Genomic DNA, 23,922 nt, shown 5'->3' on the forward strand with positions numbered 1-23,922 from the left:
GACTCACTGTTCCAGTGAGGTGGAAGTGATCAAGACGGGATAGTGCTCAATCTGCAGGCGGGTGGCGATGTCGTTGCCGTTGACCGGCAGGATGGTGATGCCCGGCGCGGCCGCTCGAATTCGGGCCAGGGCTTCAGTATCGGTCACTTCGACGGCGAGGCCGGCCGCCCCCATTTCTTGCAGTTCAGTCGCACGCTGATGCAGCCAAGCCAACGATTGGGGATCCTGCCCGACAAGGAAAAATGGCCGCAAGCCCGGCATGTCCAGGGCGCGAGTTGTGATTTGGCCTGGGCTCAAGTGAGAGCTGCGCACGGGCAGTATCCAGGTTTCATCGGCAAATGCAGGTAGGTCTGCATGTATGGCCCGAGCAGGCAGGGTCTTGTTGTTTATTGGCGGCCTGGAAGCGTCAAACTGGGGACGGGTGAAACCGCCAGGCTGAGCTTCTGCAAACGACAGTCCTGGATGGGCGAGCGCAGCCAAGAGCACGGCGAAGTAATACGCACTGTGAATTCGCTTCATGGTGGTGTGCCCTGTTTAAAGGAAACCTGCAGTCGTTCGAGTTGCCGGGTAAATCCGGCGCGGTAACGCGCCGCCGACGTTCCTCCTGCCGGGCGGTGATAGCGTCCGGCAGCTGACACCCAGTCACCGGTGACGGCGTGATGCTCCTGCAGCAGCGCGGCGGTCACGGCGAGATTTCGGTAGGGATCAAGGGCTTCGCAGGGGGTGGAATAACGTTGTCCGTGGTAACCCAGGTTGATTTGGCCGAGTCCGGCATCGACCCGCTTGGCGTCATGTCGGGCGAGGGCCTGAAGCAAAGCGTGACAGGCGGCCTGGCGAGTGGCGAAGCGGTAAGGTGTTCCAGCGATGTTCAGTGTCCAGGGCCAGGGCAGCAGTCGACCACGGACGTGGATACCACTCTCCTGCAGGGCGATAGCGAATAGCACCGTAGAAGGAATGTCGGCGTCATGCGCCGCCAATTGGTAGGCCGGAGGCGGAAGTTCGTCAGCCTGGACGGCGAGCATTGTCAGCATGAGCGCAATACCACTCAGTCGATGCGTTGCCATTGTCCATTCACCTCTTGAAATGTGGCAGGCAATGGCCCCGGGGCTCCCAGGCTGAACCAGCGACCACGGTCATGGTTCAGGGTGATCTGCCGGCGTTGAACCTTGGTCGGATCAACGGCTGCTTGCCGAGCCCAGCTACGGACGCGTTCATCCTCGCCTTGGCTGCCCACCAGGTAGATATCGAACGCCGTGTCACTGTTTTGCAGACGCTGCGCTTCGGCGGTGCACGCTGGGCAGTGGTCCTCCACAAACAAGGCTTGACGCGGCATGACCGCTGAGCTGGCAGGGGACGGGGATGCCATGCCCTGGATCGGCAGCAGCCCGGGAAACAGCTTGGCCCAGGCCGCGGTGTAAGCGTTTTGGTAGGCCAACTCGCGCTCAGCGCGTTTGGCTTCCAGCGCTACCTGCAATTGGGCATAGCGCTGGCGCTCTTGGTCGGTCTGGGCCTCGACCCCGAGTGCGGTTAACGGATCGAGGTGCGGGCTCCAGAAACCGCGTGGGCCGGCTTGGATCTGTTCGAAGCGCGTCCACTCCTGCTCCGTCAGACCCCAGCTCGCCGCCTGTTCAGAGTCAGAGCGCCCCAGCGGAGCAGACTGCGTGTCCTGGGTCCGTGACTGTGTCGTGACGGGGTTGCCCATCGCAGCGCCCATGGCCAATAGCGAAGCGAGACAGACGACGGTGGGCAGTAGCGCTCTGTTCATGTTCGCTTCTCAAGGGAGGTGCACGGTCTGGTCTGGCTGAGTGGCCACCGCGAAGATGGCTGAGTTCGACTCCAGCACTTTCAGGTGCCAGGCTCCGAGCTGCTCGCCGCTATGCAGCAGCCGGACATCCGTGAGCGAGCGACTGTCATGAGGTGCGACTGCCAAAAAACGCTGACCACCACGGGATTCGACCCCCAACACCGAGAACGGTGGCGAGAGCGGGACGGGCTTGGGGCGAGCGGTCTTTTTCGGTTTGGTCGCAGAAGGCGTCGGCGGTGGAGGGAATGGCTTTGTCCTGAGGTCCAGGAGCTGCTGCTCGACCTGTTCAAGGCGTGCGCGCAGCGCTGTTAGGTCTGCCTCGGTGGCGCGGGCTGCCAGACCATCGCGCAGCTCCTGTAGTTCTTGTGCCCACTGATCCAGCATCGGATCGAGGGTATTGGCCTGTTGCTCACCGGTATCGACCATCTGCTTCAGGTCTTTCAGTGCGTAATGCAGCTTCTCCTGGGCGTCCTTGAGGGCGCTTGAATCATGTTGTAGGGAGTCCAGGGTTTGTCGGTATTGCGTGTTCGTGCTCTGCAGTTCGGCCACGCGTTGATACTGGTTATACAAACCACCGCTCAGGCCGGCGATCGCCAAGCAAAGCAGCCCAATGATGAGGGTTTGAAACGTCGAGGCTCTCATGGGCGTGCCTCCAACAGATAGGGCGAGACGGGTGTGATCAGCGCGACGCCGGTCTCCGTTTTCTGCTGTTCGAAGCAGACTGAACGGCTGACTTCGTCGGTCGTGAGTTGCCAGGCGGGGCCAGCGAGCACTTGCAGCGCGCGGCGTAAAGGGATTGGACCAAGCCGGTAATGGGCAGCGGGGAGGGGCCGAGTAAACAGCACCCTCACCGACGCGGTAACGGGGCAGAGCGCATAGCCCGAGCGCTGCAATACGTACTGCAATGCATCCTGCACCGAAGGGTTCAGGCTGGACGGGATGCTCACGTCAATGATTTGGGCAAGAAGATCGCGTTGTTCCGTGGTGGGCTCGGTGCTGACCAGCGTGTAGCGGCCATAACGAAGCTCTGCCGGATGGCTTTCTTCGGCTATGCCCTTCGAGTGCTGGGCCCGATTGGAGCCACTGTCAATCTCTGGATCGGTCGGCAAAGGGTTGGGGATTTGCGCGGTGCAGGCGCTCAACAAACCCAGCAGGCAGACAGGCGTGAAAAAACGCTCCATGGAAAAAACCTCATGTCAGATTCAGTGCAGAACCTGACATGAGGTGAAGGAGCGATTCAGTGAGAAAGTTGATTCAAGGTGGGTCGTGTTAACGCTGAACACGTTGCTATTCATCGAAAATGGCGAGCCCATCCAAGACGGCAGCGTCGGGGTCGAAGATCAACAATCGCACATCCGCCAATGCCGCCAAATACAGTACGTTGACCAAGGCTTCCGGTGTGCCTGCGTCGAGTTGTTCTTGTCTCAAGCTCGAATAACGATTGCCCTCAATGTTCAGCAAGTTCTCGTCCGTCCATGGCGTGCCGATCAGTTTGCAACCGATACCGCAGCAATCTGGCAGCGTAAAAAGCTCGAACAAGAGGCCGGTTTGCCGCAGAGCGAAGTTACTGACCCACTCCTCCAGATAAAGCATCGCTGCTTCGGGAAGGTGCGCGGTACTGATTTCCCAGGCTCGACTGTAGTGTCCCGTTTCGAAGCTCAAGCGATGGACCATGGCTTGGGCCTCTTCCAGGGAGTACAGATCACCGAGGTGATGCCGCTCGTTGAGCATTTCGCCCATTACAGCGTAGATCACTTGGCGCACTAGCCCACTGGACTGACAGCGTTCGTCCAAATCATCCGAAATGGAATGGCCTTTGCTGATAATGGCGAAATCGTCATTGAACAGGCAGGGGAACAGTTGCAGCTCGTCGTCGGGCAGATGGGCCTGTGTGTCGTGCACGGGTCGAAAGCAGGGAGGGCAGTCGTCTTCGTAGGTGATCAGTAGCAGCCGTTCGATATGAAGGTTGTCGTAACCGCGAGCAAATGGGTTGGAGGCCGTCAGCAGGGCTGCAGCTTGGTGTGTGGGGTTCATGAAGGTTCTCCAGAATGAAAATGAACAAGGCGCCCGAAGACGCCTGTGAGGGTTAAAGCCAGCCATGTTCGGCAAGAGAGAGAGGACGACCTTCACCCACGATGAAGTGATCCAGTACGCGCACTTCGATCAAGGCCAAGGTCTCTTTCAACCGTGCAGTCAAGACGTGATCCGCCTGGCTGGGTTCTGTACAACCTGAGGGGTGGTTATGAACAAAAATGGCGGCCGCGGCGTTATGCGCTAGGGAACGCTTGACGACCTGGCGGGGGTAAACGCTGGCGCCATCAATGCTGCCGTGAAAGAGGACTTCGAACGCCAACACCCGGTGCTTGGCATCGAGAAATATCACACCGAAGACTTCATGCTCTTGTTGCACAAGATGCAGTTTTAGGTATGAGGCCACGGCGTCAGGCGACGTCAGGTTAGGGCCGCGGTTGAACAGCCGACGATCCAGAATATGCAGTGCTTCGTCGATCACCTGGTTTTCTTGGACGATACAATCAGCCTCGAAATCCGAGGTCTCAATCAGGGTGAGTGGGGTGTTCATGGGGGTACCTCCGAAGGGAAAAATCAGGGGTACACGCCCGAGGGGAGTGGTGTCCCCGAGGTGGGTGTGGAGTCGCGGGCGTTAGCAGGTGGCGCGCTGTTTACAGCCGCGTGAATCGGTGGCGTTGACCGTGTAGGTGTGAACCACAACCGTCGCAGGGCAATGGGGAAAAGGCTTTTATTCCCCAGCCAGTTTCGGGATCGAAGTCGGCACTGATGGGCATTAAGCGAACCAGTCCACGAGGGATGTCAGCGATGCGTTTCTCGATTTCATTCGTCGTGTAGTAGAGCGACAACGTGCTGTAGTCCTCGTAAGCCGTAGCGAACAGGCAGTCGTCGCAAAGCCAGAAGGATTCCATGTTGGTTCTCCTGTGCGGATTGAAGAAAAGGCGCTCGACGGAGCGCCTTGATGAGGAACATCGTGGACTGTTCAGGCGGACTGAACGGTACGGGTGGCATCACGGCGGGCCGTGCGGGGAGTGGGTGGAGATTCAGGTTCGACCCGAGCCTCTGTTGGGTTTGCGGACTCCTCAGCTTCGGCATCTGCCGACGCTGAGGATGGCTCACTGTTTGGCACTGGCTCAGCAGGTGCTGTTACTTGCTGCCTGGCGGGCGCTTTGTATTCGAACGTGCCGTTGACCTTGATCCAGTCGATGAACAGCAAACGACCTTTCAGGCTGGCGCCCGGTTGGCCTTGTTTCTCGCCTTTCTCGTAGAGAAATGGATCGATCCACAGGTCGCCGATACGGAACGACAGCAAGACCTTTTTCTCGGCGTTGACGGCGTCCATATAGAGTCGAATCAAGCGTTCAGCTTCGCCCCCCGCGACTTTGCAGTCGAAACGGGTGTACTCGACCGCATCGGAGGCACCGTGCAGGGCGGCGATATCGCAGGCCATGAACGGCTGGCCGCGGCGGACTTGGACTTCACGAACACGGTTGAGGTAACCGATACCGACGGTGTGCAGGTTGAAGTAGGTGGTCACTTCTTGGGATTGGTTGGCGTGGGCCATGGTAGTTCTCCTGTTTCAAGGGAAAACGGCGACGCACAGTCCCTGACGGGGAAGTGAGCCCCCGTCAGAGTGGGTAAGGTGAAGGCGAGCGATGAGCGACTCGGCACCGGCAAGCCGATGACGATCAGAACGATGCGTCTGGGGAAATAGCGGTGCAGCAGAGGAGCATCTGCGTTGGTGATCCGCAAGCATAGGGTAGTGGGCATTCATCACCGCTGAAGCGGTAACCGCGCGAGCTTCCGAACGCTGATCGCACTTGGGTAAACCACCACGAACGTGGCGTAGCCTTGAAGGTTCTGGCTACCTGGGCTGGGCTGTCAACGACAGCGAACCACGCCCTTTGTATAAGCCTGTCATAGGGGAGCGTCAAGACGCTGCCACCCGATTTTTTATGGCCGGAATATAGTGGTAGTCACTGGACTGAAGAAAGTGAAGAGTGCGCCTGGCGGGGTGCCAGGCGAAGAAGAGAAAAGCCACCTTTGACGGTCATACGCAGTCGATAAGCTCCTCGCAAAACTTGATTTAACTGCGCCATGATTCGCCAACCGACCCGTGTCGTGGCCTGGATCGGAACATGCTGGCACGCATCCGCGCACAAAGGGTGCCCAGTGTTTCCCCGGCGGGCTCCGGGGCTGAATACAATCGCCGAAGCGGATGACCGCTATTGCCTGGTACAAGCAACAGCGGTCATCCGCCACATTGATCAGGTCGAGCACAAACAGGAATGAAATCCCACTGAAGAGAAGGCCCCGAACTCTAGAAGTCCGACCGAGCTACCCGGAGCGCATCGGTCTTGGGTCGCCGTAGGCGATGATCCGAAGGCACTACAGCAGAGTGGGAAGGATGACGTCAAGGCTGAGGGCAACCCTCAACGCCTCGAGATCGACTACGAGTGAAGGAGCCTATTTCTTGGCGAGATGAGCAGCCAATTGCTCGACGGTGGCCAGGATAAAGGCACGGTCACTCTCTTTCAGACCGTTCAGCATACCCGCAATCATCTGGCCTTGGTCGTTGGGACGACTGCTCGACTCCGTGAGCAGCTCATCCATCCTGCATTCAAAAATATCTGCTAACTGCATCAGCTTGACCACGGAGAGCTCCACCACACCCCGCTCCAGGCGCGAGATGGCTTCACTGCCAATCCCCAGGCGTTCAGCCACCTCTTCCTGGGTCAGATTACGCTGGGTTCGGTGCTTCGCGATCATGCGCCCGATTTGGGCTTGGGTTGGATGTTTATGTGCCAAGTGATGAGTTCTCCAATTCAACCCGAATGGTTGAGCAAAGACCCATTGACATGAACATCCTTGTAGGTTGAGTATCGACTTATAGGGTTGTTATATTGACTGAAATATCTGGTTGTCGCGACGTGACATGTGTTCCCCCAGGAATTAGAGCGCGTAGTGACCAGTGAGACTGAGCGGTCTGATAGGACCAAATGGAGGCAAGGTTGAGCATGGATGAGCAGCGAGAGCAAGACATGGACCTGATCTGGGCTCGAACACTGGAGCTGTTTATCAAGATCCATGACTGCCCTGATAACCCTGAACACCGCGACAGCCTTGTTCATTGGCTTAACGAAGATCCTGCTCACCTGAAAGCGTTCAACGAGCTGGGGCAGATATGGATCGCGACAGGCATCGCCTTGGCCCGTGAAATAGGACGACCGCTAGACGACTTGGAGAAGGGTCAGGCGCCGTTGATGATGCACTGACAACACCCCCCCGAGGTTCATGTGAACACCAATGGCGACTCATTGAAGACGCGTACCTTTGCTGATCGGCACAGTGCCTTTGCAGTCCGGGTACTGGGAGCATGACCAGAACGGCCCTGATTTTCCCTTACGCCTGAGCATTGAGGCATTGCAATTGGGGCAAGCCGGCCCGGCTTCGACCGGTACCGACAAAGTGAGCGCTCCGCAGTTTGCGATCAGCTGTGTAATCCAGTGCGCCTGCTTGGCAACGAATGCATCCAAGGTCAGACGTCCCGCTTCGATTTCATCCAGAGCCTGCTCCCAGATCGCTGTCATACCCGGATCCGCGACTGCAGCGGGCACTGCCTCGATCAGGGTATGGGCCGCTGCGGAGGCCATCAACGCTCGTTTTTTCTTCAACAAATAACCGCGATCAATCAACCCTTTGATAATGCCAGCTCGCGTGGCTTCGGTGCCGATACCGGTGGTGTCCCGAAGTTTCTGTTTCAGGCGCGGATCGTTGACCAGCTTGGCCACATTTTTCATTGCCTTAATAAGATCGCCCTCGGTGAGCTGTTTGGGAGCAGCGGTGCGCATGGATTTGAGTTCGACGTTGTCCACTGCGCACCGCGTACCCTGCTGTAGGACGGGCAATACCTGGGATTTTTGACCGGGTTCATCGCCTTCGGCTCTGTCGGATAGCAAGCTTTTCCAGCCTTGGACGAGGATCTGTTTGCCAACAGCAGTCAAACGTTCGGCGCCGCACTCCAGTTCGACCTCGGTTCGATCAAACTCGTGATGCGGCAGGAATTGCGCGAGGTAGTGGCTACGAATCAGTTGGTAGACTTGGCGTTCTTGTTCGGACATCCGCCCAAGGTTCGCTGGCTCGGTGGTGGGTATGATGGCGTGGTGCGCGGTGATCTTGGCATCGTTCCATGCTCGTGAGCGCAATGATTGATCGACGCTTGCGAGCGCTGGGCTTAACGCAGGATCCATTCTGAGCAGGGCATCGAATACCGCGGCTACCTCGTTGAACATGCTCTCTGGCAAATAGCGGCAATCGCTGCGCGGATAGCTGGTGGCTTTGTGCGTTTCATATAGGGCTTGGGCGATGTTAAGGGTTTCCTGAGCGCCGAGTCCCAGCTTGCGTGAACAGACTTCTTGCAGTGTGCTCAGGTCGAAGGGCAGGGGGGGCGCTTCGCGGAAATGCTCAGTCTGCAGCAAAAGTACTGTGGCGCTTTCATTGCTAGAGATCGCTTGGACGGTGCTACTGGCTAGCGCCCGCCGCAGGCAACGGCCGGCCGCGTCAGCCCCTGAACTGGGTGGTAACCACGACGCGATGAATGGTTGCCCCATTGAGGACAGGTGCACGTCCACGTCCCAGTAGGGCACCGAGACGAAGCTGGCAATTGCCCGATCCCGATCGACCACCAGACGTAACGTGGGTGTCTGGACGCGCCCAACTGACAATACACCGTCGTAACCTGCCCGCCGTCCGAGGAGGGTGAACAACCGACTCAGGTTCATGCCTATCAGCCAGTCAGCGCGGCTGCGTGCGAGGGCTGAGTGATAGAGCGGGAAGGTCTCCTGACTAGACTTCAGTGAGGACAGTGCCTTGTGAATTGACGCCTCGTTGAGTGCGGACAACCAGAGGCGCTCAACATGGCCTCGGTAGTTGCAGCGTTCCAGTAACTCGCGGGCAATCATCTCGCCTTCGCGATCGGCATCGGTCGCGATGACGACGGTGCTAGCTTCGCTGAGCAGGCGCTTGATGACTTTGAACTGTGCTGCAGTCTTGGGTTTGACCTCGACCTGCCAATGTTCGGGAACGATCGGTAGATGATCCAACGACCAGGATTTGTACTGATCGCCATAGGCTTCAGGTGGGGCCGGTTCCAGCAGGTGACCGATACACCAGGTGACGGTTGTCTCGGGCCCGATCAAGCAACCATCGCCACGTCGGCTGGCTCCGAGAACCTTGGCGATGTCACGACCTTGGGAGGGTTTCTCGCAGAGAAAGAGACGCATAGAACTGCTCCGGGTTGAGTTCGGAGCAGCGTTGTTGGAAACAGCAGTGGCGAGCTATGAGAAACCCGAATGACAGGTTCCTCATATTTGTCGATGAAGGCAGCCATGGATAGATCGGGCCTAGGTGTGGCGTGGGGCAGCAGGGCGGATCTTCACGAGCAGCGAGTAATAATGGCAAGAAACTTCGCGTAGGCGCATTTTTTATGCCTAATGCCCGTCAACCTGGAGACGACGGCTCTCTGCGCTTTTTGGACTTTGACGCAGACGACCTGGCATGGTCTGTAGTTTGCTTAACATCTGCCGCAGATGCGGCCGGTTCACTGGATCGTTCCCGCATGACCACACTGTGTACCCGATGGGGTAGGATGCCGACTCGACGGGCCTCGATCTTGAAGGTCACCCGCGCATTGTCTTCGCTGTCCTCCCACTCATCGCGTACGGTACGGCCTTCGACCAGCACACGCATGCCTTTCTGGTACAGCGTGCTCCAGTGTTCTGCCTCGCGGTGCCAGAGCTCAACTGGCGCCCAATAGCCGCCCCGATCTTCATAGCTGCCCTCGCGTGGCACGGGGTTGTCGAAGTACACATTCAGCCGTAGTAAACGCCGTGGCTCGTCATTGCCTGATGAAAACTCCTGGAACTCTGGCGTACTGCCAATGTTGCCTTCGCCGACAAAAAAAGTACTCATCCTGATACCTCCACTGCGGTTGTGAACTGGCGCAGCAGCCGTTCGGCACTGTCCATTTTGATCGCGCAGGTCGTGGCCTGGCGGTAGAGCGAATGCACCACACTCATCTGTAGGTTCAGCGCGATGCGATTGCATTCGAAACGGTGTAATCCCTCGCGTACGACCTGCGGCAAGGCTTTGTTGCAGACCTGGCGTTCCCAGACCGAGACTCCCATACGGGCAAAATCACGGGTGCGCCAACGCAAAAAGGTGCTGCCAGCGCTGGTGTTCTGCAGCACCAATCGAATATCCAACAGTGAGTAAGGGGGCTGTCCAGCCTGCTGCAACACCGCCTCCATCAGGCGGCACAACTGCGCCTCGATTTCCCTCGCCACCTGCGCCAGATGCTCCAACTCCCCCTTACCCTTAAAAGGTTTTAAAAGGCCTTTTAGGTAGGCAGCGTGTTCGAGTTGTCGATAGGCATCCGGTGTCAATGTTTCGAAGGGCATTGGATGAGCCGGGATCATCGGATTCATGCTTCGTCCTCCGGCTCATTCACTGTCGCAGACGACGCTCCCACGTCCTCTGCCAACGCGTCGGCGTCATCCACTGCCACCGCACCACGGCGAGTGATTGGCGGCGCGAACTGGGAGCGGCGATGACCCTCCAGGATGTCCATCGGGGGTAAACCCATCTTCTCGATGGCCGCAATGGCACGGGCGTTGTTCGCCGCCATGTCATCACGCGTGACGCCGGCGTGCCGGTAGCGCTGTGCCTGACCAAACAGGCTGCGCAGCAAATGGGCGCCGTCGTCGATCCAGGCTTCCATGTCGATGCGGCCGATCAGGGCGGTGTGATGGGCCAATAGGGTCCGGCGCACCAGAGTGTCGTATTCGGTCAGCAGGTAGACCGCCAGAAAACCCAGCTGGCTGCCGATGTACAATGGCAAGGTGACGGGGTGGATGTTGAGGTTGTCGCCCATGTCGATCTGTGTCGGCAGGTCCTGTCTGATTCGGTCCAGCTGTTGGGTCAGTTCCAGCATCCCAGCCTTGGCCTGCATCAGTTTTTCTTCGAGTTGCACGATGGCCCAGTCGGCGTAGGGATCGTCCTGGGCCGCGGTTTGTTTGATCAGGTTGGTGACACTGATGTAGCCGGCCATGCCCATGATCGAGTGGACGCCTTCACGTGCGACCCTACCTTGCCAGATACGGGCGGCGTGGTGGGTGTGCAGGGTCAGGGTGATGCTGCTGCGCAATGAACCCAGATTGAGTTGATAGTGATCGGCCACGGTGTTGTCCTCGCATTCGCTTGGACAGGAACGTTGCGACAGATGAGGGGCAAGGACAGCCAAAAAGCTGAATGCGGTCTGTTCGGTTTGGTTTAAGAGGGTTAACTATGTAGACGTCAGTGGATTTGATGCCACTGGCATCAAATCCACTGACGTCTACATTCACGGGAGGAGATGTCCCGGCTTTTCTTTAAAAGTTTGATGGTTTGGTCCGATGTGTTCGTAGAGTGGAACTTCATGGATTTGATGCCACTGGCATCAAATCTACTGACCTTCAGAGCGTTTGCCGCGCAGTTGGCGTAGCTCATTCAGGCACGCTTGAGCGAGGGCTGATGCAGGTTCGCCCGGTTGTCGAGAGGGGCGCGAGGGGGCCGGTGTGGCCGGTACTGCAACGGGGGACGACTCTGCCTGACCTACCCAAGGACGAAATTCGCCTTTCAGTGCTCGCTGTATCAGTCCCATCAGATAGGCCGCTGGCTTGCGGATACCACCGGCCGCACAGCGTGCACCGGCTTCGTTGAGTACTGCTTGACGATCCGAGGGTTTGAGCTTATTCAGCGCCACGGTGACGGCCTGACGCTCGCTCGGACTCAGGTGCATCGGCTCGGGCCAGTGAAGGTTATCCACCGCTGGGGTCGCGCACCGTACAGTACTTATACTTTCTTTTAATACAGTACAGGCGCCATTCGGATTCCGAACGGTGCCAGAAATACTGGCGTTCACGCCTGTTTCGGATTCCGAACGAGGGCCTGCACGATTTCGAACGAGGGCATCTTCCCCCCGTTCGGAATCGTGCAGAGTGGCATCGGTTGCCGGATCCAATCCTTGCTGCGCCCAAAGTTCGCCCCAGCTGTCGAGTCGCGTCGGTAACCGATCCCGATCGATGTTCGTGTCTTGGCGGATTTCCTCCACAATGTGCTGGGCGACAATACGCACAGCCTTCGTTGCATGACCGAGGGCATGTCCGACTAGCTCCAGGTAATCCTGATCCAGTTCTATGGCTTCGGCGGGGGTTAACGGCTCATCGTGCAGAACGTACAACGAACCTTGAAGACGTCCGCTGAGCTGATCGCGTCCGCGACTCACCAAACTGAGCCAGCGCGTCAACCTGAGCATCGTCAACACCCGAGCAATGGTTTCACGGGAGGCTGCCGCACCGTAGGGCACGCTTGACAAGTACGGCTGCAAATCCTCATAGCGTGGCGTGACCACGCCACGGCCTTGCAGAATGAGCCGAAACACCTGCCAGGCATTACGTTCCAACGGTGTCAGCCGACTGTCCAGCAGCAGCCGACGCGGTACGACCTCGTGTGATTGACCACTGAACAGAAAGCTAGCCTGCAGAACCTGGTTGGAGGGTTGCTCAGTGGTAGGGCGTGCTGGCCAGCATTCACTCAGTTGCTGGGTGCATTGCTGCAGGACACGCTGCCAGCGGTTGGAAGGAGTAGTGTTCATGTTCCATTGCTGTACTGGTCGATCTGCTGCCAGACGATGGTCAAGCTGATCCGTTGCTCCTCCGCCAGCATCATCATGGCGTCGAGCTGATCCTCGGAGCCGTCCTGAGCGCGTAGCTGGCACCATCGCTGCCAGAGCGCATGTTCCTGCGCTTCGCTCAAATTCTGAGGACGGCCCTTACGGGTTTCTATCTTGAGCAGACGTCGACGCAGGGCGGTTTCCGAATGCGCCAAGCCGAAGCACCGATACATGATGGTGCTGCTGGCGCCGAGTTTGAGCGCTCGGTTGATCAAGCGCTCGTTCTGCTCGTCGCGATCAGCCTGCTCGATCAACCGGTGTAACACTGGTGAGTCGATCTTAACCTCGACCCAAGACACGGTGGCATGGGCCAGGCGCGACAGCGTGGTGGGCGGTAAGGATTGCAATAAGTAGATGTCGTCCTCACTCAGCCCGAGTGCCTTGCAGCGTTGCAGATTACCTAGACGCAGCTCATGCAGTACCTGGGTCAGCATGGCCTGGTTGAGCACATTGAAGGACAGGCTCATGGCAATTTCTCCGGTGAGTCGTCTTCAGGGGCAAGCGTTAGGTCGATGAGACGACGGGCCAAACGGATCAGGCGATACAGTTTGATTAACAGCCTGTCGGGCAGCCGCTCCAGTCCCACATCCATGGCGGGACGATCTGTGAGCGGGAGTTGATAGACCCCCAACAACAGCTGCCCGAACAGCGCTGAAGGCAGTTGCTTGCGATCCTCCCAGTTCACTTCGTCTTGAGCACGCAGCAGGGCCAGTAGCATTAAATGAACGCCGGTCGCGCGAGGTGCTGCAAGATCAACTCGCTCGATGTTGAGGGCGAAGCCCATGCCATGCTTCTGATCGATGATGCTCTCGGGATGTCCGGCGTAGGTCGCCATTTCCCGAGCCAGTCCGGCGATAGCTAAACGTAGTTGTTCGGGGTTATCCAGTGTTGGTGCGATGATCCAGATGTCGTCGATCGTGCAGCCGTCGTCCGTCGGTGCTGCTTCGGTGGCAGTTTCGCGCTCGATCTGTTTGCGAATCTGATGAACTCGGGACGTAGGGCTGACCGCTGAAACGACATTGGTTTCAGGCGGTGTAAGCAGTTCCTCTCGCGCTGTTTCGGTCTGAGTCCTGGTCTCAGTTGATTTGGGGCGGGACTCGGAGGAGGGAGTTCCTACCGCGGCTTCATCAACGCTCGGCAGATGGCTGTTCTCTGAGGGCGTGGTGACGACAACGCTAGGCGTCGAGATGACCCTTTGAGTATCGCTCAGTTCCAGGGCTAACATGCGGTAGGACTGTCCGAGTAAGCGGCCCATGCGTTCGAGCAGTTCATCCTGGATTTGCTCAAGATCGAAGGATTCGGGGTCGGCATCGAAGTCGACGAGGGTACCGAACCAAAACTCGGCGAACTCAACGGTGGCGGTTGGATAACGGTTCCAGGTTCGTTCGGCCTGGCTACGCAGAGCGATCAGGCGTTCGATCTGGGACTTACCCAATCCGGCGTACAGGGTTTGCGGGATGGCGGGCAGTAGGTGTTCAAGGGTGTCCAGCATCCGGCTGATGTGCGACTGCGAAATTGGATAACCCCCAGCGGCGAGACGTCGTGCCAGCTCACGTTGCGAGAGCACAGCTCCATCTGGTTCGAGCATGGTTTTGAGTTTGGCCACGGCCAGCGCACGCTCAATGAATGTGAGCTGGCCATGCAGATCGCTTTCGGCCAGATGGCCGAGCAGGGCGCTGATTTCATTGCTCCAAGGCCGGAATAGGCAGTGAATGCGAAAGAAGCGTTCGTCACGGGTTTCCTGCCACAGTTCGCCGAGAATCGCCAAGCGAGTATTACCGCCGTTACGGATGATGAAATAAGTTTCTCCCGGGCGGCGGGTAATCGGCGGTGGTTGATCCAGCCCACGTTCACGGATCGAGGCTTTGATATCGTCATACAGCGGATTGCGGATGAAGCGTGGGTTGTGCTCGTAGGGCCGCAACTGCTCCAGCGTGACCAGCATAGGGGTGTCGATGACTGGATCGGATAGTCGCTCCAGTTCTGGACCCCGAGGAAAATGGTCCTGGTGCAGTTTGTCGGTGATCTCCTCCTGACTGAGCTTCTTCATTTGAACAGCCTCAGTTAACGCCGGTTACGCAAATGGTCACCGACCTCAAACTTAACGATCTCGGCTGTTCCCGAACCTTCGAAATACCGAGACAGTTTCGCGAGAAACCTACCCATGGCCGAGCGCCCACGCTGCAGGCGAAAGACCACAGTGCAGTACTCTTCACTAGGTGGATGATCTTGCCGAATGGATGGCTGAACGATGATGGGAAACTGATCCAACATCCAAAGACTCCTCGCCAAACGCTGTTGGCCTCAAGGTTGAACAAACAAAATACCGTCTTCGGAATTCGCCTTATCGAACCTCTGCGTATCTACTCAACCTAGAAATCGCTTCGCGCCATTCCGGAAACAACTCAATAGCCAGCGCTTGCATGGTTTCCAATGATGAGGACGAGCGTCGTTCACGTGACTGGCGAGTCTCGATACGGTGGGCTGGTAGACCAAGGGAGGCGGCATTGAGATAAGCCACTCGGTCTGGAACTACGGTGTCTAGAACTGAGATGTTGGTCACCTTAGCGAAGCTTTCACGCAGGCCATTGATGATCATCCGGCTGTCTACCCGATTGGCGTTCACTTGGTTAAGCAATAGCCGCAAGGGTGGCGGCGAAATGCCCAGGTGACTAAACGGTTCGAGCTCACTGAGCAGCTTCAAGGTACCGCGGCGCAGTTCGCGGGCCGCGAGCATTTCCGGAGTGATAGGGGAAAGGGCGAGATCGGAGGCTAATAGGGCCACCTCCAGCAGGACGCTGCGTGCACCCTGCGTGTCGATCAACAGCAGGTCATAATGGGGGCGCAATATACTTAACAGATTGCGCAGCCGCAGCCGTCCATCCGGGGCGTGTATTAACAGTGAGCCAAGTCGGCCTTGGTCATCGTTGGATAGGATCAGGTCAAGTCCTGTAATCACTGTCTTGGAAATGAACTGCGCAGGGGTTGTTAAGTTGAATGCGATGAACTCGTACGCACCCACATCAGCCTTCTGACTCAAGGCGTAATAGCTGGAGAGGGTGGGTTGGCTATCCAGATCGAGTAGCAGAACGCGCAGACCCGCATCTGCCAATAGACCGCCAAGGTTGGCGGCTATTGTGGTTTTGCCCACCCCACCTTTGGTGGATACCACCGAAATCACACGCATGGCATCAGGCCAGTTTATCTAAGCGTTCAACGACCCACTGCTCAATCTCCAGCGAGTCCCAGCCGACCGCACGCATGCCAATGCGTCTAGCCTGAGGAAATTTACCTTCCTTCATCAAGTTGTAGATGTGGGCACGCTTGAAACCGGTTTTACGCTCTACCTCGTCGCGCCGCATGATATGACGTTCGATTTGTTTTGGCGTCGCAGCAACGGTGGGGGAGGATTGATGGGACATGGTGGTCACTCCTAGAGCCAGATGGCGTTGGGTGGGAAGTGACCTGGATTCAATACCAAAAAACACTGCCGGTCATTGCAATGCAACGTCGGTGATTGCGGTGCAACCCTCATCTTTTGGCTTGGGCGAGACTACGTTTTGCGGCCGCAAATTTCTCATCCAACGATCGCTTGCTCAGCCCTGGTACTCCGTCGTAATACGCGGTTATGGAGTCGACGATGGAAGCCTGGCTATCGAATATAGAGTGCTTTCTTCCTGTTGAGGACGATCCCAGTATGGTATTTACCAGCGCTCCAATGACATTCAGGTAGCTCGCTTTGCTTTGGTTACTGACCTGCTCTTTGTTTTCGGCAAGCACGCGCAGATTCTCGCGCTCCAGCCCAGCTGCTTTGAGCTCATCGATCAGCGTTTGGAGGTGTTTCTCGGTTGCCTTTAACTGCACCTGTAAGGCGTCCCGATCTGCTTGTAATATCAAGTAGGTGCTGTAATGGATCGCAACCTGATCGGCGGCAATTGGGCTGAAAAGGAAGGTGGGGCGCTGATCTGGATGGTAGTGAAACATCCACCGCTTTAAATCCGAATGCCTGACAGTCAGTAATTTAATATCGACGGGAGTACCTGGTGCAACCGTAGTTCCCAGAGCTCCGTAAGGTAGTTCGTGGTTTCGAATGGCATCCAGAATTTTTTCTGTGTTGATGTGCAAGCATGGCCATTGTGGAAAGCCGTGGATAATTCGCCCTGGGGTGTCCCATGTTAACTCCAGAATCTGAGCCTCATGAGCAATAAGATCGCACCAGCGTATTGCTGCTTCGATGGGACTATAGAACAGCTTTTCAATTGAGCGGAAGCTATTGAGATCGTACATAGAGGTAGCCCTGTTATCAAAGGGCAGACCCGCTAGGTAACGTCTAAAGATCCAACATTTGATCTAGGCTTCCATGCGGTTGCTGTCCTATATTCCCTGATAAGTCACAATTTCTGTCGTCCTGATGCGTTTTTTCAGGCGGTATGTGAGGGGTGGCTATTCTAAGAATGCCGAGCCGTTCCCCTCACAGGACGGTTAGGACATCGCAAAACAAAACTAAGGATGGACACGATATCGCAACTATTTTTACCTCTCAGCTGTCTCTCCTGCCGGCTGGAGCCCTAATCAACTCCATCCACCGTCATAACTATTTTCGAGGCGCTGATGCAGGTGCCGGCCTTGTTCAACGTCCAATATTTCGGAGACCATCAGACCACACAGGAACCCTCGCATTTGATGATATGTGTTCCCCGCTCCCGCATGATTGAGGGCCTTCCAGCGATATGCTTCGACCTGAGGTCGTAAAAGGGGCAGCTCTTCTCTATCGTCCACCAACTGGCACAAGTCATCAAAAAACTGGTTGGCGGCCGCGATGGCGGCGATGCCTTGTAGGGACTCATACATGAATCGACCTCCTTCCCGTTGCTACATGCCTGGAACGGAAAACTGACGATAATGCGGTCCTCGCCATCTATGTAGCTTAGAGCGCAGCCGTGTTCTGCAGCTGCGTATCACTATCACCACTATGCGTTTCTGACATCGCTTTATCTCCGTGCCCAAGGCCTTTTTTTGGATGGTAGACGGGGATGCATCGTTAGGTCTCACATTCGTTTTAGAAGATACGAGCTTCCTGCTAACAACTGACTTAAACGAACCCGCTCGCTTGATGTACTGCCTAGCATGGCTAGTGAGTGGCACGTAGACGGTACTGGCGTTCAATGCGGGTTAGGTGAAGATCCTTCTTCTGATAGGTGCTAGCTAGGTCATGAAATCTACGATCCAGCACTAAAGTTGCCGACAGGTCTTGGCAGCCCAGGCCTAAGGCGACAGCTGCAGGAGAAAAACGCCATAGCCCCAAAGGAGAAAATGTCTATGGCGGAGGGCCACCAGACTTTAAATAGGATTACTCCTATTTATTAGGCAAGTGGCCGCTAAAACGGATTTTTTACTACTTGTGCCTCTAGCTTGTCATCTATTTATCAAGATTGTATGAAGAGTCTATCAATTTCTTATCAATGGCCGGATATTCAGAGACTTAGATGATGAGTGGTCGATCAATCTGTAGTGATATTCAAATGCGACCCTTTGGCAGATAAGACTTGGACTACTGATCGCTGGCCGTTATGTCTGCACTTAGTTGCTTGACGCGGACTGGGACCTTAAGCATGTACCCCGGTCTCATTAGGCGAAATCTATATTCGAATAGCGTAGAGGCTATCCACAGCTCTCTGAGCCTGAGAGCTGTTGCTCCAGCGCAGCCATTCGCCATGCCGCCGCAACAGTTAGTAGTACGGCTGATTCGGTCTATTTTTGATATTTCATTATGAATCAATTGGTTGGAGTTTTTTTTTGGCGAGAACAGTATTTTTTTATAAAAATTGACGTCTTAACGAAAAATTCACAATAACTCGACCGTTTATTAATGGGCTCGGCCTAATTTGAGAGGCCATGATAATAAAAAAGGTGCTGTGATGGCCCAAACGTCCACGTTCGAGCGCTCGCTTATCCTCAGCAAGCTTGAATTGTATGCCGAGCGGCTTGCTGAGCTAGCGTTCAATCTTAAACGCTCAGGCCATCCCCATGATGCCGTGAAGCTTATGGTCGAGGTGGAGCAGTTGATCAACGTAATAGATCGCCTAAAGGCAATGGATATTGATTAATCTGTGATTAGCGCCCGGTTTTGAGCTCATCGTTCTGGGCAAGGTGAACATCCTAGGTCTCGCTGGATAGGCCTTTTTGTCGCAGAGGCCCGCCATCAGGTTGGAGATAGACAAGTCAACGTGCATCGGATCCGAATGCAGCGGGTAATCCACACTCAGTATCTCGACTCCGCGAATTGATCGGCATCGGCCTGATCCAGCCCTGGAGCGATGTGGGGAGTGGTAGGACACACTGTAGCTGTTTAAGCTCTACGCTTACTTGGTCAAGCTTCGGGCCTTAGCAGGGCGTACCAGCGTGAGTCACTCTAACCCGCGTTCGCAGGAACTGTGCGCAGAATGCTTTAGCAAGGCACTAAATATACGGCGGCCCTATTATTCAAAGAACACATGCGCTGTTGTTGGTCTTCCGGTTGCGAAGTGGCTGTAGCTGGCGGGTGTAAGGCTTCCTCTGCTTGAAGTCTGTTCTGCTGTTGCTGAGTGGCCGCAAGCTTTTGTCTCAGCGGTTGTAGGGCTCTAGGACTGTTAGGCGAAATCTTCTCCAATTCGGCATCAGTTTCCAAAACAGATGGCCGAAAAATCCCCATGGTGACCAATTGCCGATCCTGCTCAAGCGTGCTCATGGGTTTGCGAGCGAGAGTGTCAGAGTTGTTACGGCGCATCCGCCCTAAATGCCCACGGCAGACAAAACCATCACGAATTTTCTTGTGGTGCTCATGTGATTTCTCCCTTCACAGTCTTTGCCCAATGGAACGCAACGCTACGACAGAGGGGAAAGCTCGTCTAGCGCCGCTCATGCAGTTCAATCTGCGCTGAAGTGGCGTGAAGAGCGTCCGATCGGTTGCAATAGCGCCGGCGTTTCGTCGGAGCATTACTTCCAATGGTAATCATCCGTACTCTCGCTCAAGGCTGGGCCCGTCGGCGAGACATCGGTCACATCGAAAAATGGTTGCGACCGACGCCCGGTATCGCCCAACGCCGGGAAGGCGTCCTCAGTCGGACGCTTCCATGTCTAAACGTGCTGTTCTTTCTCGTTGTTGGTGATCCGCTCCCCGATGGCGCCCGCGAAAAGCAGGTCATACAACACTGGGATCAACCCTAATGTAACTAAGGTGCCGAGTGCCAAACCACCAATTAGCGTGATCGCCATGCCTGTCCACAAAGGGCCGGCAAACATCATCAACGGGATCAGTCCGACAATGCAGGTCAGTTTGGTCATCAAGATAGGCCTTAGCCGTTCTACTGCTGCCGTCAGGACAGCATCGTGACGGGATTGGCCTTCGGCGACACCCACCTCGATTCGCTCAAGCAGCAGGACCGCGTTATTCACAATGATCCCTGCCAAGGACAGCAATCCAAATGTGGCCATAAATCCAAATGGATAGCCGGTCACTACCAAGGCCAGCGCGGCGCCAATCAGTACAAAAGGGATGCTGGCAACGATGATCAGCAGTTTTCGGAACGAGTTGAATTGCCAGACGAACAGTAACAACATCGACAATACGGCAACTGGCATATATTGCACTAACGACTCATTGGCCTCTGCGGATTCCTCCATCTCCCCGCCAATTTCAATATGATATCCAGGTGGAAGTTTAAACTCTGCCACCTTAGGTGCAATCTGCGCGACTAGGGTCGCCGCCGTCAGCTCAGGATTGCGGCCTGAGATGGTAATGGTCCGGTTTAAATTGCGACGCTGAATCGCAGAGGGCTCTGAACTGAGCGTCACCTGCGCTATAGCCGCCAGCGGAACCGGCGAGCCGTTCGCTTGCGGATAGATCAATGTACTACCCACGTCTTCAGCTTGGTCACGCTCAGTCATCGACCCACGCAGCATGATTGGCACGGTCGTGTCATCGTCATGGATCTGAGACACCTGTGCGCCTGAGTATCGAGTCTGCAGCGCTTGAGCGACATCGGCGCTGGTCACGCCCGCGCGTCGGGCGCGTACCTGGTCAACCACCACTTCGTAACCTGAGATTCGAGCATCCCAATCGTCCTGCACGTTGACCGTGCCTGGCAGACCATGCAAAGCCTTAGCTATATGATTGGCCGCTGCACGTAATACGGTCTCGTCCGGTCCGCTGACGCGATAGACCGCCTTTCCAGATTCGGTGGTGCCCAAGGAAAATCGCTTTGGCTCAGCACGCACTTGCGGGTACGCCGCAAGCATATGGTTGCGCACACGAGCGATCACCGCATCCATGTCACTGCCTTGGCGCACACTGATGGTGAAGTAGCCTGCGTTCGTCGCAGGCAGCGGTGGATTTAATCCCAGTACGATGCGTGGGCCACCGTCTGAGACGTAGCCGATGCTGTCGACAATTTCTGGATTTTCCTGGTCATTCGCTAGCCAGTTGCTGATGTCCTTGACGGTCTGCAGTGTCTGACGAGAATCGGTACCGGGTTCTAGCGTCAATGGCATCTGAAATTGCAGCCGATCTGATTCAGGCAAAAAACTGTAGGGGAGGGACGCGAGTACCGCAACGGCTCCAGTCAGCATAACCAGCATCACGGCAATGAACATCAGTTTATGGAGCATGAGCGCTTGGATAACGCGCCGATAGCCCCGATACAGTTTTGAATCGTAGGCTGCCTGATTATTGTCTGCTGGGGCGTGCGCCTTGGCAAAGTAAAGGCATAACAAGGGTGTCACCGTCAGGCTCAATACCCACGACCCCAGCAGCGTTACAGCGAGCACTATCGGAAGTGATCTCAAGTACTCATTTGTGCTGGTCTGACCTAGGAAAAAAGGTGAAAACGCCAACACAATAACCAACGATGAAGTCAACAGTGGAATCGCTAGCGTCCGCCCTGCCTCTATGCAAGCAGAGCGACGTTCCTCTCCGGCCTGAAGACGTCGTTCGATGTCTTCGGCAATCACAATGCCATTATCCACCAGAAGTCCCAGGGCGATGATGATCGCTGCGATGGACACCGTTTGCAGTTCGACCTTCAGCGCGCTCATGACAATTAATGACCCGAGAATAGTTAGCGGCACGATTGCCCCCACCACAAGCCCGGTGCGCCAGCCCAGAAACAACATCACTACAGCCATCACGATAATGACCGTCTCGGCCATCACGCTATTCATCTTGCCCATTTCACGCTCAACCACGTCGGCCTGGAAGGTCACGACGTGTTGGGAAAAACCGGCCGGTAGTTGTTTGGCGATTTCGTTCAATCGTTGCCGTAATTGGAGGCCGAAAGCTGCGATGTTCTGCCCGGATGCCATCGAAACGGCAAGTACGACGGCCGGTTGCCCCTCATAAATTGCCGCCGTTTCCGGCGGATCGGCTGGCATCAAACGAACGTCTGCCAATTCACCCAACGCCACAACTGTTGTGTCATTGCCCCTCGGTGCGGAGATTAGAAAGCGACGCAGGTCGTCCAGAGTTCGCATCTCACCGGTTGTCATCACGGTGAAAGCCGATCCGGAAACAGAGGGCAGTCCTCCAGGTGTCACAACGTTTTGAGTACGCAGTTGTTCCAGTACGGCGTTGGGACTCAGCCCGAGGCCAGCCAAGCGCTGGCGGTCAAATTCGAGGTAGATGCGTTCTTCTTGCAAGCCGTATATAGAGACACGTTCAACGCCTGGCAACGCGTAGAGCTGCTCACGAGTATTTTTAAGTTGCTCGCGTATTTCGCTCATGCTGAAGCCGGGCGCGGTAACTGCGACGGATGCCACGGCCACGCGGCCGAAATCATCATCGACAAACGGTCCCAGGCTGCCCTGCGGGTATCCTGCCGCTGCCTCGCTCGCCTTAGCGCGTACACGCTGCCATAGCGCACTAAGGTCTTTGACCTGGTCGTATGCCGTGATCTGAATCATCGCGCTTCCGGGGCGCACGGTTGTGATGATCTTTTTTATGCCCGCCAGTTCGCGTAACTTTTCTTCGGTCGGTCTGGCTAGCAAATTTTCTATGCGTTCTGCCGGCATACCCGGAAAGTAAATTGCAACGAGCGCGTCACGAATGGTGATCGTTGGCTCCTCTTGGGAGGGAAACCGCAGAAACGTTAATACCCCGCCTATCAAAATCAGGAGTGCGGTAAATAAGGTCAGCCGGCTCGCGCCGAGTGCGCTTCGAGTCAGGTTCATAAGGCTTTGTCCCGGCCGATGTGTGTGGCGGGTTGATACAGACGTACCGCCTGCCCATCAACCAGGAATGCGGCGCCTGCAACCACGACGGTTTCGCCGACGGCAAGGCCGTCACGTACGAGTACTCGACCGTTTTCCACCGTTTCGGGGGTGATCTCGCGACGGCTGACTTTGGCGGTGGCTGCATCGTACACAAAGACACTTGCTTGTTTGCTCTGTGTTTGTGGGATAAGTGCCGTAACCGGCACAGAAGGCGCATGCGCTTGCGCTATTGGTAACGTAATTAGCACCGTCTCGCCACTGCGAAGTTCGCTGCTTGGTTCGACTGGACGGAAGATGGCTTGTACCAGCGCGCCATTTTCCAGGCGACTGGACAGGCTTTCCAATCGGATGGAGACGTCTTGCGCAGGGTTTGCGTTTGTATAGGCCGATGCGACATCCCCTGGCTTAAGTTTAGTAACCAACGCGGCAGGAAGCATGCCGACGACTTCAGCCTTCTCGGCGCCCTCAATCTGAAGCACGCTTTGTCCTGCTGTCACATCTACGAAGGGTTGAACTGAACGAGCGACGATGCGTCCATTAAATGGCGACACAATGGCGCTGGTGCGCACGGCTCGACTGGCCAGCGCTTCTGTTGCCTTTGCGCTGTCCAACTGCTCGTTGGCACTCAGGTAGGCTGCACGAGCAGCGGCGAGGGTCGCGGGTGAGATCACGCGATCATCAAACAATGCTTGCTGCTGGCGAAAATTCAGATCTCGTTCGGCTTTTTGCGCTTTGGCGGCGCTCACATCCGCACGGGCCTGTTGTAGTTTGAGTTGTGCAGGCTCTGGATCCAGCCGTGCGAGTGTTTGGCCTCGCCGAACCGTATCGCCGACATCCACGGCGATGGAAGCTATACGGCCTGAACCTTCAAAGCTCAGATCAGCGCGTTGTTCAATCCGGACCCGGCCCGTGATAGGAAGGCGATTGCCCTCGCTATCACGCACGGTTTCAACCTTCACAGAACGGGGCGGGGTTTGTGGGGGCGGCGTTGAACGGCCGCACCCTGCAATTAGACTTAACATCATTATTAACGGTACAAGAGGCGCGCGAGGGGCATGGATCACGACATGTATTC

26 protein-coding genes are annotated in these 23,922 nt (G+C 56.2%); 2 read left to right on the plus strand and 24 right to left on the minus strand.

Features of this window, described 5'->3' with window-relative positions:
- Positions 1 to 3: 3 nt before the first annotated feature.
- The 10 genes from AC19YS_RS15295 to AC19YS_RS15340 form a co-directional block, all read right to left on the minus strand.
- Complete coding sequence (locus AC19YS_RS15295) at positions 4 to 519, minus strand: integrating conjugative element protein (RefSeq protein ID WP_078466825.1); 516 nt, start codon at positions 517 to 519, stop codon at positions 4 to 6.
- Complete coding sequence (locus AC19YS_RS15300; RefSeq protein WP_070411926.1) at positions 516 to 1,064, minus strand: lysozyme family protein; 549 nt, start codon at positions 1,062 to 1,064, stop codon at positions 516 to 518. The genes AC19YS_RS15295 and AC19YS_RS15300 overlap by 4 nt, the downstream gene beginning before the upstream one ends.
- Positions 1,046 to 1,765: a TIGR03759 family integrating conjugative element protein gene (locus AC19YS_RS15305; protein WP_070411925.1), complete on the minus strand. Its 720-nt coding sequence runs from the start codon at positions 1,763 to 1,765 to the stop codon at positions 1,046 to 1,048. The genes AC19YS_RS15300 and AC19YS_RS15305 overlap by 19 nt, the downstream gene beginning before the upstream one ends.
- A gap of 9 nt (positions 1,766 to 1,774) precedes the next feature.
- Positions 1,775 to 2,446: a chemotaxis protein gene (locus AC19YS_RS15310; RefSeq protein WP_078466824.1), complete on the minus strand. Its 672-nt coding sequence runs from the start codon at positions 2,444 to 2,446 to the stop codon at positions 1,775 to 1,777.
- Positions 2,443 to 2,985 (minus strand): PFGI-1 class ICE element type IV pilus protein PilL2, encoded by a 543-nt coding sequence (gene pilL2, locus AC19YS_RS15315; protein ID WP_058426004.1) that lies wholly within the window; start codon positions 2,983 to 2,985, stop codon positions 2,443 to 2,445. Before pilL2 ends, AC19YS_RS15310 begins: the two co-directional genes overlap by 4 nt.
- Before the next feature lie 106 nt (positions 2,986 to 3,091).
- Positions 3,092 to 3,838 (minus strand): DUF5983 family protein, encoded by a 747-nt coding sequence (locus AC19YS_RS15320; protein ID WP_078466823.1) that lies wholly within the window; start codon positions 3,836 to 3,838, stop codon positions 3,092 to 3,094.
- Positions 3,839 to 3,890: 52 nt separating this feature from the next.
- Positions 3,891 to 4,385, minus strand: coding sequence for a RadC family protein (gene radC, locus AC19YS_RS15325; protein WP_058426002.1), 495 nt, complete (start codon positions 4,383 to 4,385; stop codon positions 3,891 to 3,893).
- Between the two features lie 100 nt (positions 4,386 to 4,485).
- On the minus strand, positions 4,486 to 4,743 hold the full coding sequence (locus AC19YS_RS15330; RefSeq protein WP_058426001.1) for a hypothetical protein: 258 nt from the start codon (positions 4,741 to 4,743) through the stop codon (positions 4,486 to 4,488).
- 71 nt (positions 4,744 to 4,814) lie between these two features.
- The gene (locus AC19YS_RS15335) at positions 4,815 to 5,396 is read right to left on the minus strand and encodes an STY4534 family ICE replication protein (RefSeq protein ID WP_070411921.1); all 582 of its coding nucleotides are present in this window, start codon (positions 5,394 to 5,396) and stop codon (positions 4,815 to 4,817) included.
- Positions 5,397 to 6,298: 902 nt separating this feature from the next.
- Complete coding sequence (locus AC19YS_RS15340) at positions 6,299 to 6,640, minus strand: helix-turn-helix domain-containing protein (RefSeq protein WP_070411920.1); 342 nt, start codon at positions 6,638 to 6,640, stop codon at positions 6,299 to 6,301.
- A gap of 209 nt (positions 6,641 to 6,849) precedes the next feature.
- Between AC19YS_RS15340 and AC19YS_RS15345 the strand changes: the two genes are divergently transcribed.
- Positions 6,850 to 7,107 (plus strand): hypothetical protein, encoded by a 258-nt coding sequence (locus AC19YS_RS15345; RefSeq protein ID WP_070411919.1) that lies wholly within the window; start codon positions 6,850 to 6,852, stop codon positions 7,105 to 7,107.
- A gap of 39 nt (positions 7,108 to 7,146) precedes the next feature.
- Here AC19YS_RS15345 and AC19YS_RS15350 read toward each other — a convergent pair whose 3' ends face one another.
- From AC19YS_RS15350 to AC19YS_RS15405, 12 genes are all read right to left on the minus strand, one after another.
- Positions 7,147 to 9,114: a DNA topoisomerase III gene (locus tag AC19YS_RS15350; protein WP_070411918.1), complete on the minus strand. Its 1,968-nt coding sequence runs from the start codon at positions 9,112 to 9,114 to the stop codon at positions 7,147 to 7,149.
- Between the two features lie 217 nt (positions 9,115 to 9,331).
- Positions 9,332 to 9,802, minus strand: a complete 471-nt coding sequence (locus AC19YS_RS15355; RefSeq protein ID WP_070411917.1) for a single-stranded DNA-binding protein — start codon at positions 9,800 to 9,802, stop codon at positions 9,332 to 9,334.
- The gene (locus AC19YS_RS15360; protein WP_070411916.1) at positions 9,799 to 10,317 is read right to left on the minus strand and encodes a DUF3158 family protein; all 519 of its coding nucleotides are present in this window, start codon (positions 10,315 to 10,317) and stop codon (positions 9,799 to 9,801) included. The genes AC19YS_RS15355 and AC19YS_RS15360 overlap by 4 nt, the downstream gene beginning before the upstream one ends.
- Positions 10,314 to 11,069 carry a PFL_4669 family integrating conjugative element protein gene (locus AC19YS_RS15365; RefSeq protein WP_070411915.1) on the minus strand — a complete coding sequence of 252 codons (756 nt, stop codon included), beginning with the start codon at positions 11,067 to 11,069 and terminating at the stop codon, positions 10,314 to 10,316. The genes AC19YS_RS15360 and AC19YS_RS15365 overlap by 4 nt, the downstream gene beginning before the upstream one ends.
- A gap of 264 nt (positions 11,070 to 11,333) precedes the next feature.
- Positions 11,334 to 12,524 (minus strand): STY4528 family pathogenicity island replication protein, encoded by a 1,191-nt coding sequence (locus AC19YS_RS15370; RefSeq protein WP_070411914.1) that lies wholly within the window; start codon positions 12,522 to 12,524, stop codon positions 11,334 to 11,336.
- Complete coding sequence (locus AC19YS_RS15375; RefSeq protein ID WP_070411913.1) at positions 12,521 to 13,069, minus strand: DUF2857 domain-containing protein; 549 nt, start codon at positions 13,067 to 13,069, stop codon at positions 12,521 to 12,523. Before AC19YS_RS15375 ends, AC19YS_RS15370 begins: the two co-directional genes overlap by 4 nt.
- Positions 13,066 to 14,652 (minus strand): ParB family protein, encoded by a 1,587-nt coding sequence (locus tag AC19YS_RS15380; RefSeq protein ID WP_070411912.1) that lies wholly within the window; start codon positions 14,650 to 14,652, stop codon positions 13,066 to 13,068. Before AC19YS_RS15380 ends, AC19YS_RS15375 begins: the two co-directional genes overlap by 4 nt.
- A gap of 14 nt (positions 14,653 to 14,666) precedes the next feature.
- The gene (locus AC19YS_RS15385) at positions 14,667 to 14,876 is read right to left on the minus strand and encodes a hypothetical protein (protein WP_070411911.1); all 210 of its coding nucleotides are present in this window, start codon (positions 14,874 to 14,876) and stop codon (positions 14,667 to 14,669) included.
- 70 nt (positions 14,877 to 14,946) lie between these two features.
- Positions 14,947 to 15,789: a ParA family protein gene (locus AC19YS_RS15390; protein WP_070411910.1), complete on the minus strand. Its 843-nt coding sequence runs from the start codon at positions 15,787 to 15,789 to the stop codon at positions 14,947 to 14,949.
- Between the two features lie 4 nt (positions 15,790 to 15,793).
- Positions 15,794 to 16,024 carry an AlpA family transcriptional regulator gene (locus AC19YS_RS15395; RefSeq protein WP_070411909.1) on the minus strand — a complete coding sequence of 77 codons (231 nt, stop codon included), beginning with the start codon at positions 16,022 to 16,024 and terminating at the stop codon, positions 15,794 to 15,796.
- Positions 16,025 to 16,133: 109 nt separating this feature from the next.
- The gene (locus AC19YS_RS15400; protein ID WP_070411908.1) at positions 16,134 to 16,889 is read right to left on the minus strand and encodes a coiled-coil domain-containing protein; all 756 of its coding nucleotides are present in this window, start codon (positions 16,887 to 16,889) and stop codon (positions 16,134 to 16,136) included.
- A 285-nt stretch (positions 16,890 to 17,174) separates the two neighbouring features.
- A complete protein-coding gene (locus tag AC19YS_RS15405) occupies positions 17,175 to 17,453 on the minus strand; it encodes a hypothetical protein (RefSeq protein ID WP_070411907.1) in 279 nt (92 codons plus the stop codon).
- A 1,067-nt stretch (positions 17,454 to 18,520) separates the two neighbouring features.
- Here AC19YS_RS15405 and AC19YS_RS15410 point away from each other — a divergent pair.
- Entirely contained in the window at positions 18,521 to 18,709 is a 189-nt protein-coding gene (locus AC19YS_RS15410; protein WP_070411906.1) for a hypothetical protein, read from the plus strand.
- Positions 18,710 to 19,718: 1,009 nt separating this feature from the next.
- On the opposite strand, the gene AC19YS_RS15415 is transcribed toward AC19YS_RS15410, so the two are convergent.
- Both AC19YS_RS15415 and AC19YS_RS15420 read right to left on the minus strand, forming a co-directional pair.
- Positions 19,719 to 22,805: an efflux RND transporter permease subunit gene (locus tag AC19YS_RS15415; protein ID WP_070413658.1), complete on the minus strand. Its 3,087-nt coding sequence runs from the start codon at positions 22,803 to 22,805 to the stop codon at positions 19,719 to 19,721.
- Positions 22,802 to 23,872 (minus strand): efflux RND transporter periplasmic adaptor subunit, encoded by a 1,071-nt coding sequence (locus AC19YS_RS15420; RefSeq protein WP_070413657.1) that lies wholly within the window; start codon positions 23,870 to 23,872, stop codon positions 22,802 to 22,804. The genes AC19YS_RS15415 and AC19YS_RS15420 overlap by 4 nt, the downstream gene beginning before the upstream one ends.
- Positions 23,873 to 23,922 lie beyond the last annotated feature (50 nt).

Source organism: Pseudomonas sp. MF08831, assembly GCF_059862645.1.

Coding starts and splice junctions, on each gene's coding strand:
- AC19YS_RS15295 (WP_078466825.1), bottom strand. CDS start 519: ATGAAGCGAATTCACAGTGCGTATTACTTCGCCGTGCTCTTGGCTGCG.
- AC19YS_RS15300 (WP_070411926.1), bottom strand. CDS start 1,064: ATGGCAACGCATCGACTGAGTGGTATTGCGCTCATGCTGACAATGCTC.
- AC19YS_RS15305 (WP_070411925.1), bottom strand. CDS start 1,765: ATGAACAGAGCGCTACTGCCCACCGTCGTCTGTCTCGCTTCGCTATTG.
- AC19YS_RS15310 (WP_078466824.1), bottom strand. CDS start 2,446: ATGAGAGCCTCGACGTTTCAAACCCTCATCATTGGGCTGCTTTGCTTG.
- pilL2 (WP_058426004.1), bottom strand. CDS start 2,985: ATGGAGCGTTTTTTCACGCCTGTCTGCCTGCTGGGTTTGTTGAGCGCC.
- AC19YS_RS15320 (WP_078466823.1), bottom strand. CDS start 3,838: ATGAACCCCACACACCAAGCTGCAGCCCTGCTGACGGCCTCCAACCCA.
- radC (WP_058426002.1), bottom strand. CDS start 4,385: ATGAACACCCCACTCACCCTGATTGAGACCTCGGATTTCGAGGCTGAT.
- AC19YS_RS15330 (WP_058426001.1), bottom strand. CDS start 4,743: ATGGAATCCTTCTGGCTTTGCGACGACTGCCTGTTCGCTACGGCTTAC.
- AC19YS_RS15335 (WP_070411921.1), bottom strand. CDS start 5,396: ATGGCCCACGCCAACCAATCCCAAGAAGTGACCACCTACTTCAACCTG.
- AC19YS_RS15345 (WP_070411919.1), top strand. CDS start 6,850: ATGGATGAGCAGCGAGAGCAAGACATGGACCTGATCTGGGCTCGAACA.
- AC19YS_RS15350 (WP_070411918.1), bottom strand. CDS start 9,114: ATGCGTCTCTTTCTCTGCGAGAAACCCTCCCAAGGTCGTGACATCGCC.
- AC19YS_RS15355 (WP_070411917.1), bottom strand. CDS start 9,802: ATGAGTACTTTTTTTGTCGGCGAAGGCAACATTGGCAGTACGCCAGAG.
- AC19YS_RS15360 (WP_070411916.1), bottom strand. CDS start 10,317: ATGAATCCGATGATCCCGGCTCATCCAATGCCCTTCGAAACATTGACA.
- AC19YS_RS15370 (WP_070411914.1), bottom strand. CDS start 12,524: ATGAACACTACTCCTTCCAACCGCTGGCAGCGTGTCCTGCAGCAATGC.
- AC19YS_RS15375 (WP_070411913.1), bottom strand. CDS start 13,069: ATGAGCCTGTCCTTCAATGTGCTCAACCAGGCCATGCTGACCCAGGTA.
- AC19YS_RS15380 (WP_070411912.1), bottom strand. CDS start 14,652: ATGAAGAAGCTCAGTCAGGAGGAGATCACCGACAAACTGCACCAGGAC.
- AC19YS_RS15385 (WP_070411911.1), bottom strand. CDS start 14,876: ATGTTGGATCAGTTTCCCATCATCGTTCAGCCATCCATTCGGCAAGAT.
- AC19YS_RS15390 (WP_070411910.1), bottom strand. CDS start 15,789: ATGCGTGTGATTTCGGTGGTATCCACCAAAGGTGGGGTGGGCAAAACC.
- AC19YS_RS15395 (WP_070411909.1), bottom strand. CDS start 16,024: ATGTCCCATCAATCCTCCCCCACCGTTGCTGCGACGCCAAAACAAATC.
- AC19YS_RS15400 (WP_070411908.1), bottom strand. CDS start 16,889: ATGTACGATCTCAATAGCTTCCGCTCAATTGAAAAGCTGTTCTATAGT.
- AC19YS_RS15405 (WP_070411907.1), bottom strand. CDS start 17,453: ATGTATGAGTCCCTACAAGGCATCGCCGCCATCGCGGCCGCCAACCAG.
- AC19YS_RS15410 (WP_070411906.1), top strand. CDS start 18,521: ATGGCCCAAACGTCCACGTTCGAGCGCTCGCTTATCCTCAGCAAGCTT.
- AC19YS_RS15415 (WP_070413658.1), bottom strand. CDS start 22,805: ATGAACCTGACTCGAAGCGCACTCGGCGCGAGCCGGCTGACCTTATTT.
- AC19YS_RS15420 (WP_070413657.1), bottom strand. CDS start 23,872: ATGATGTTAAGTCTAATTGCAGGGTGCGGCCGTTCAACGCCGCCCCCA.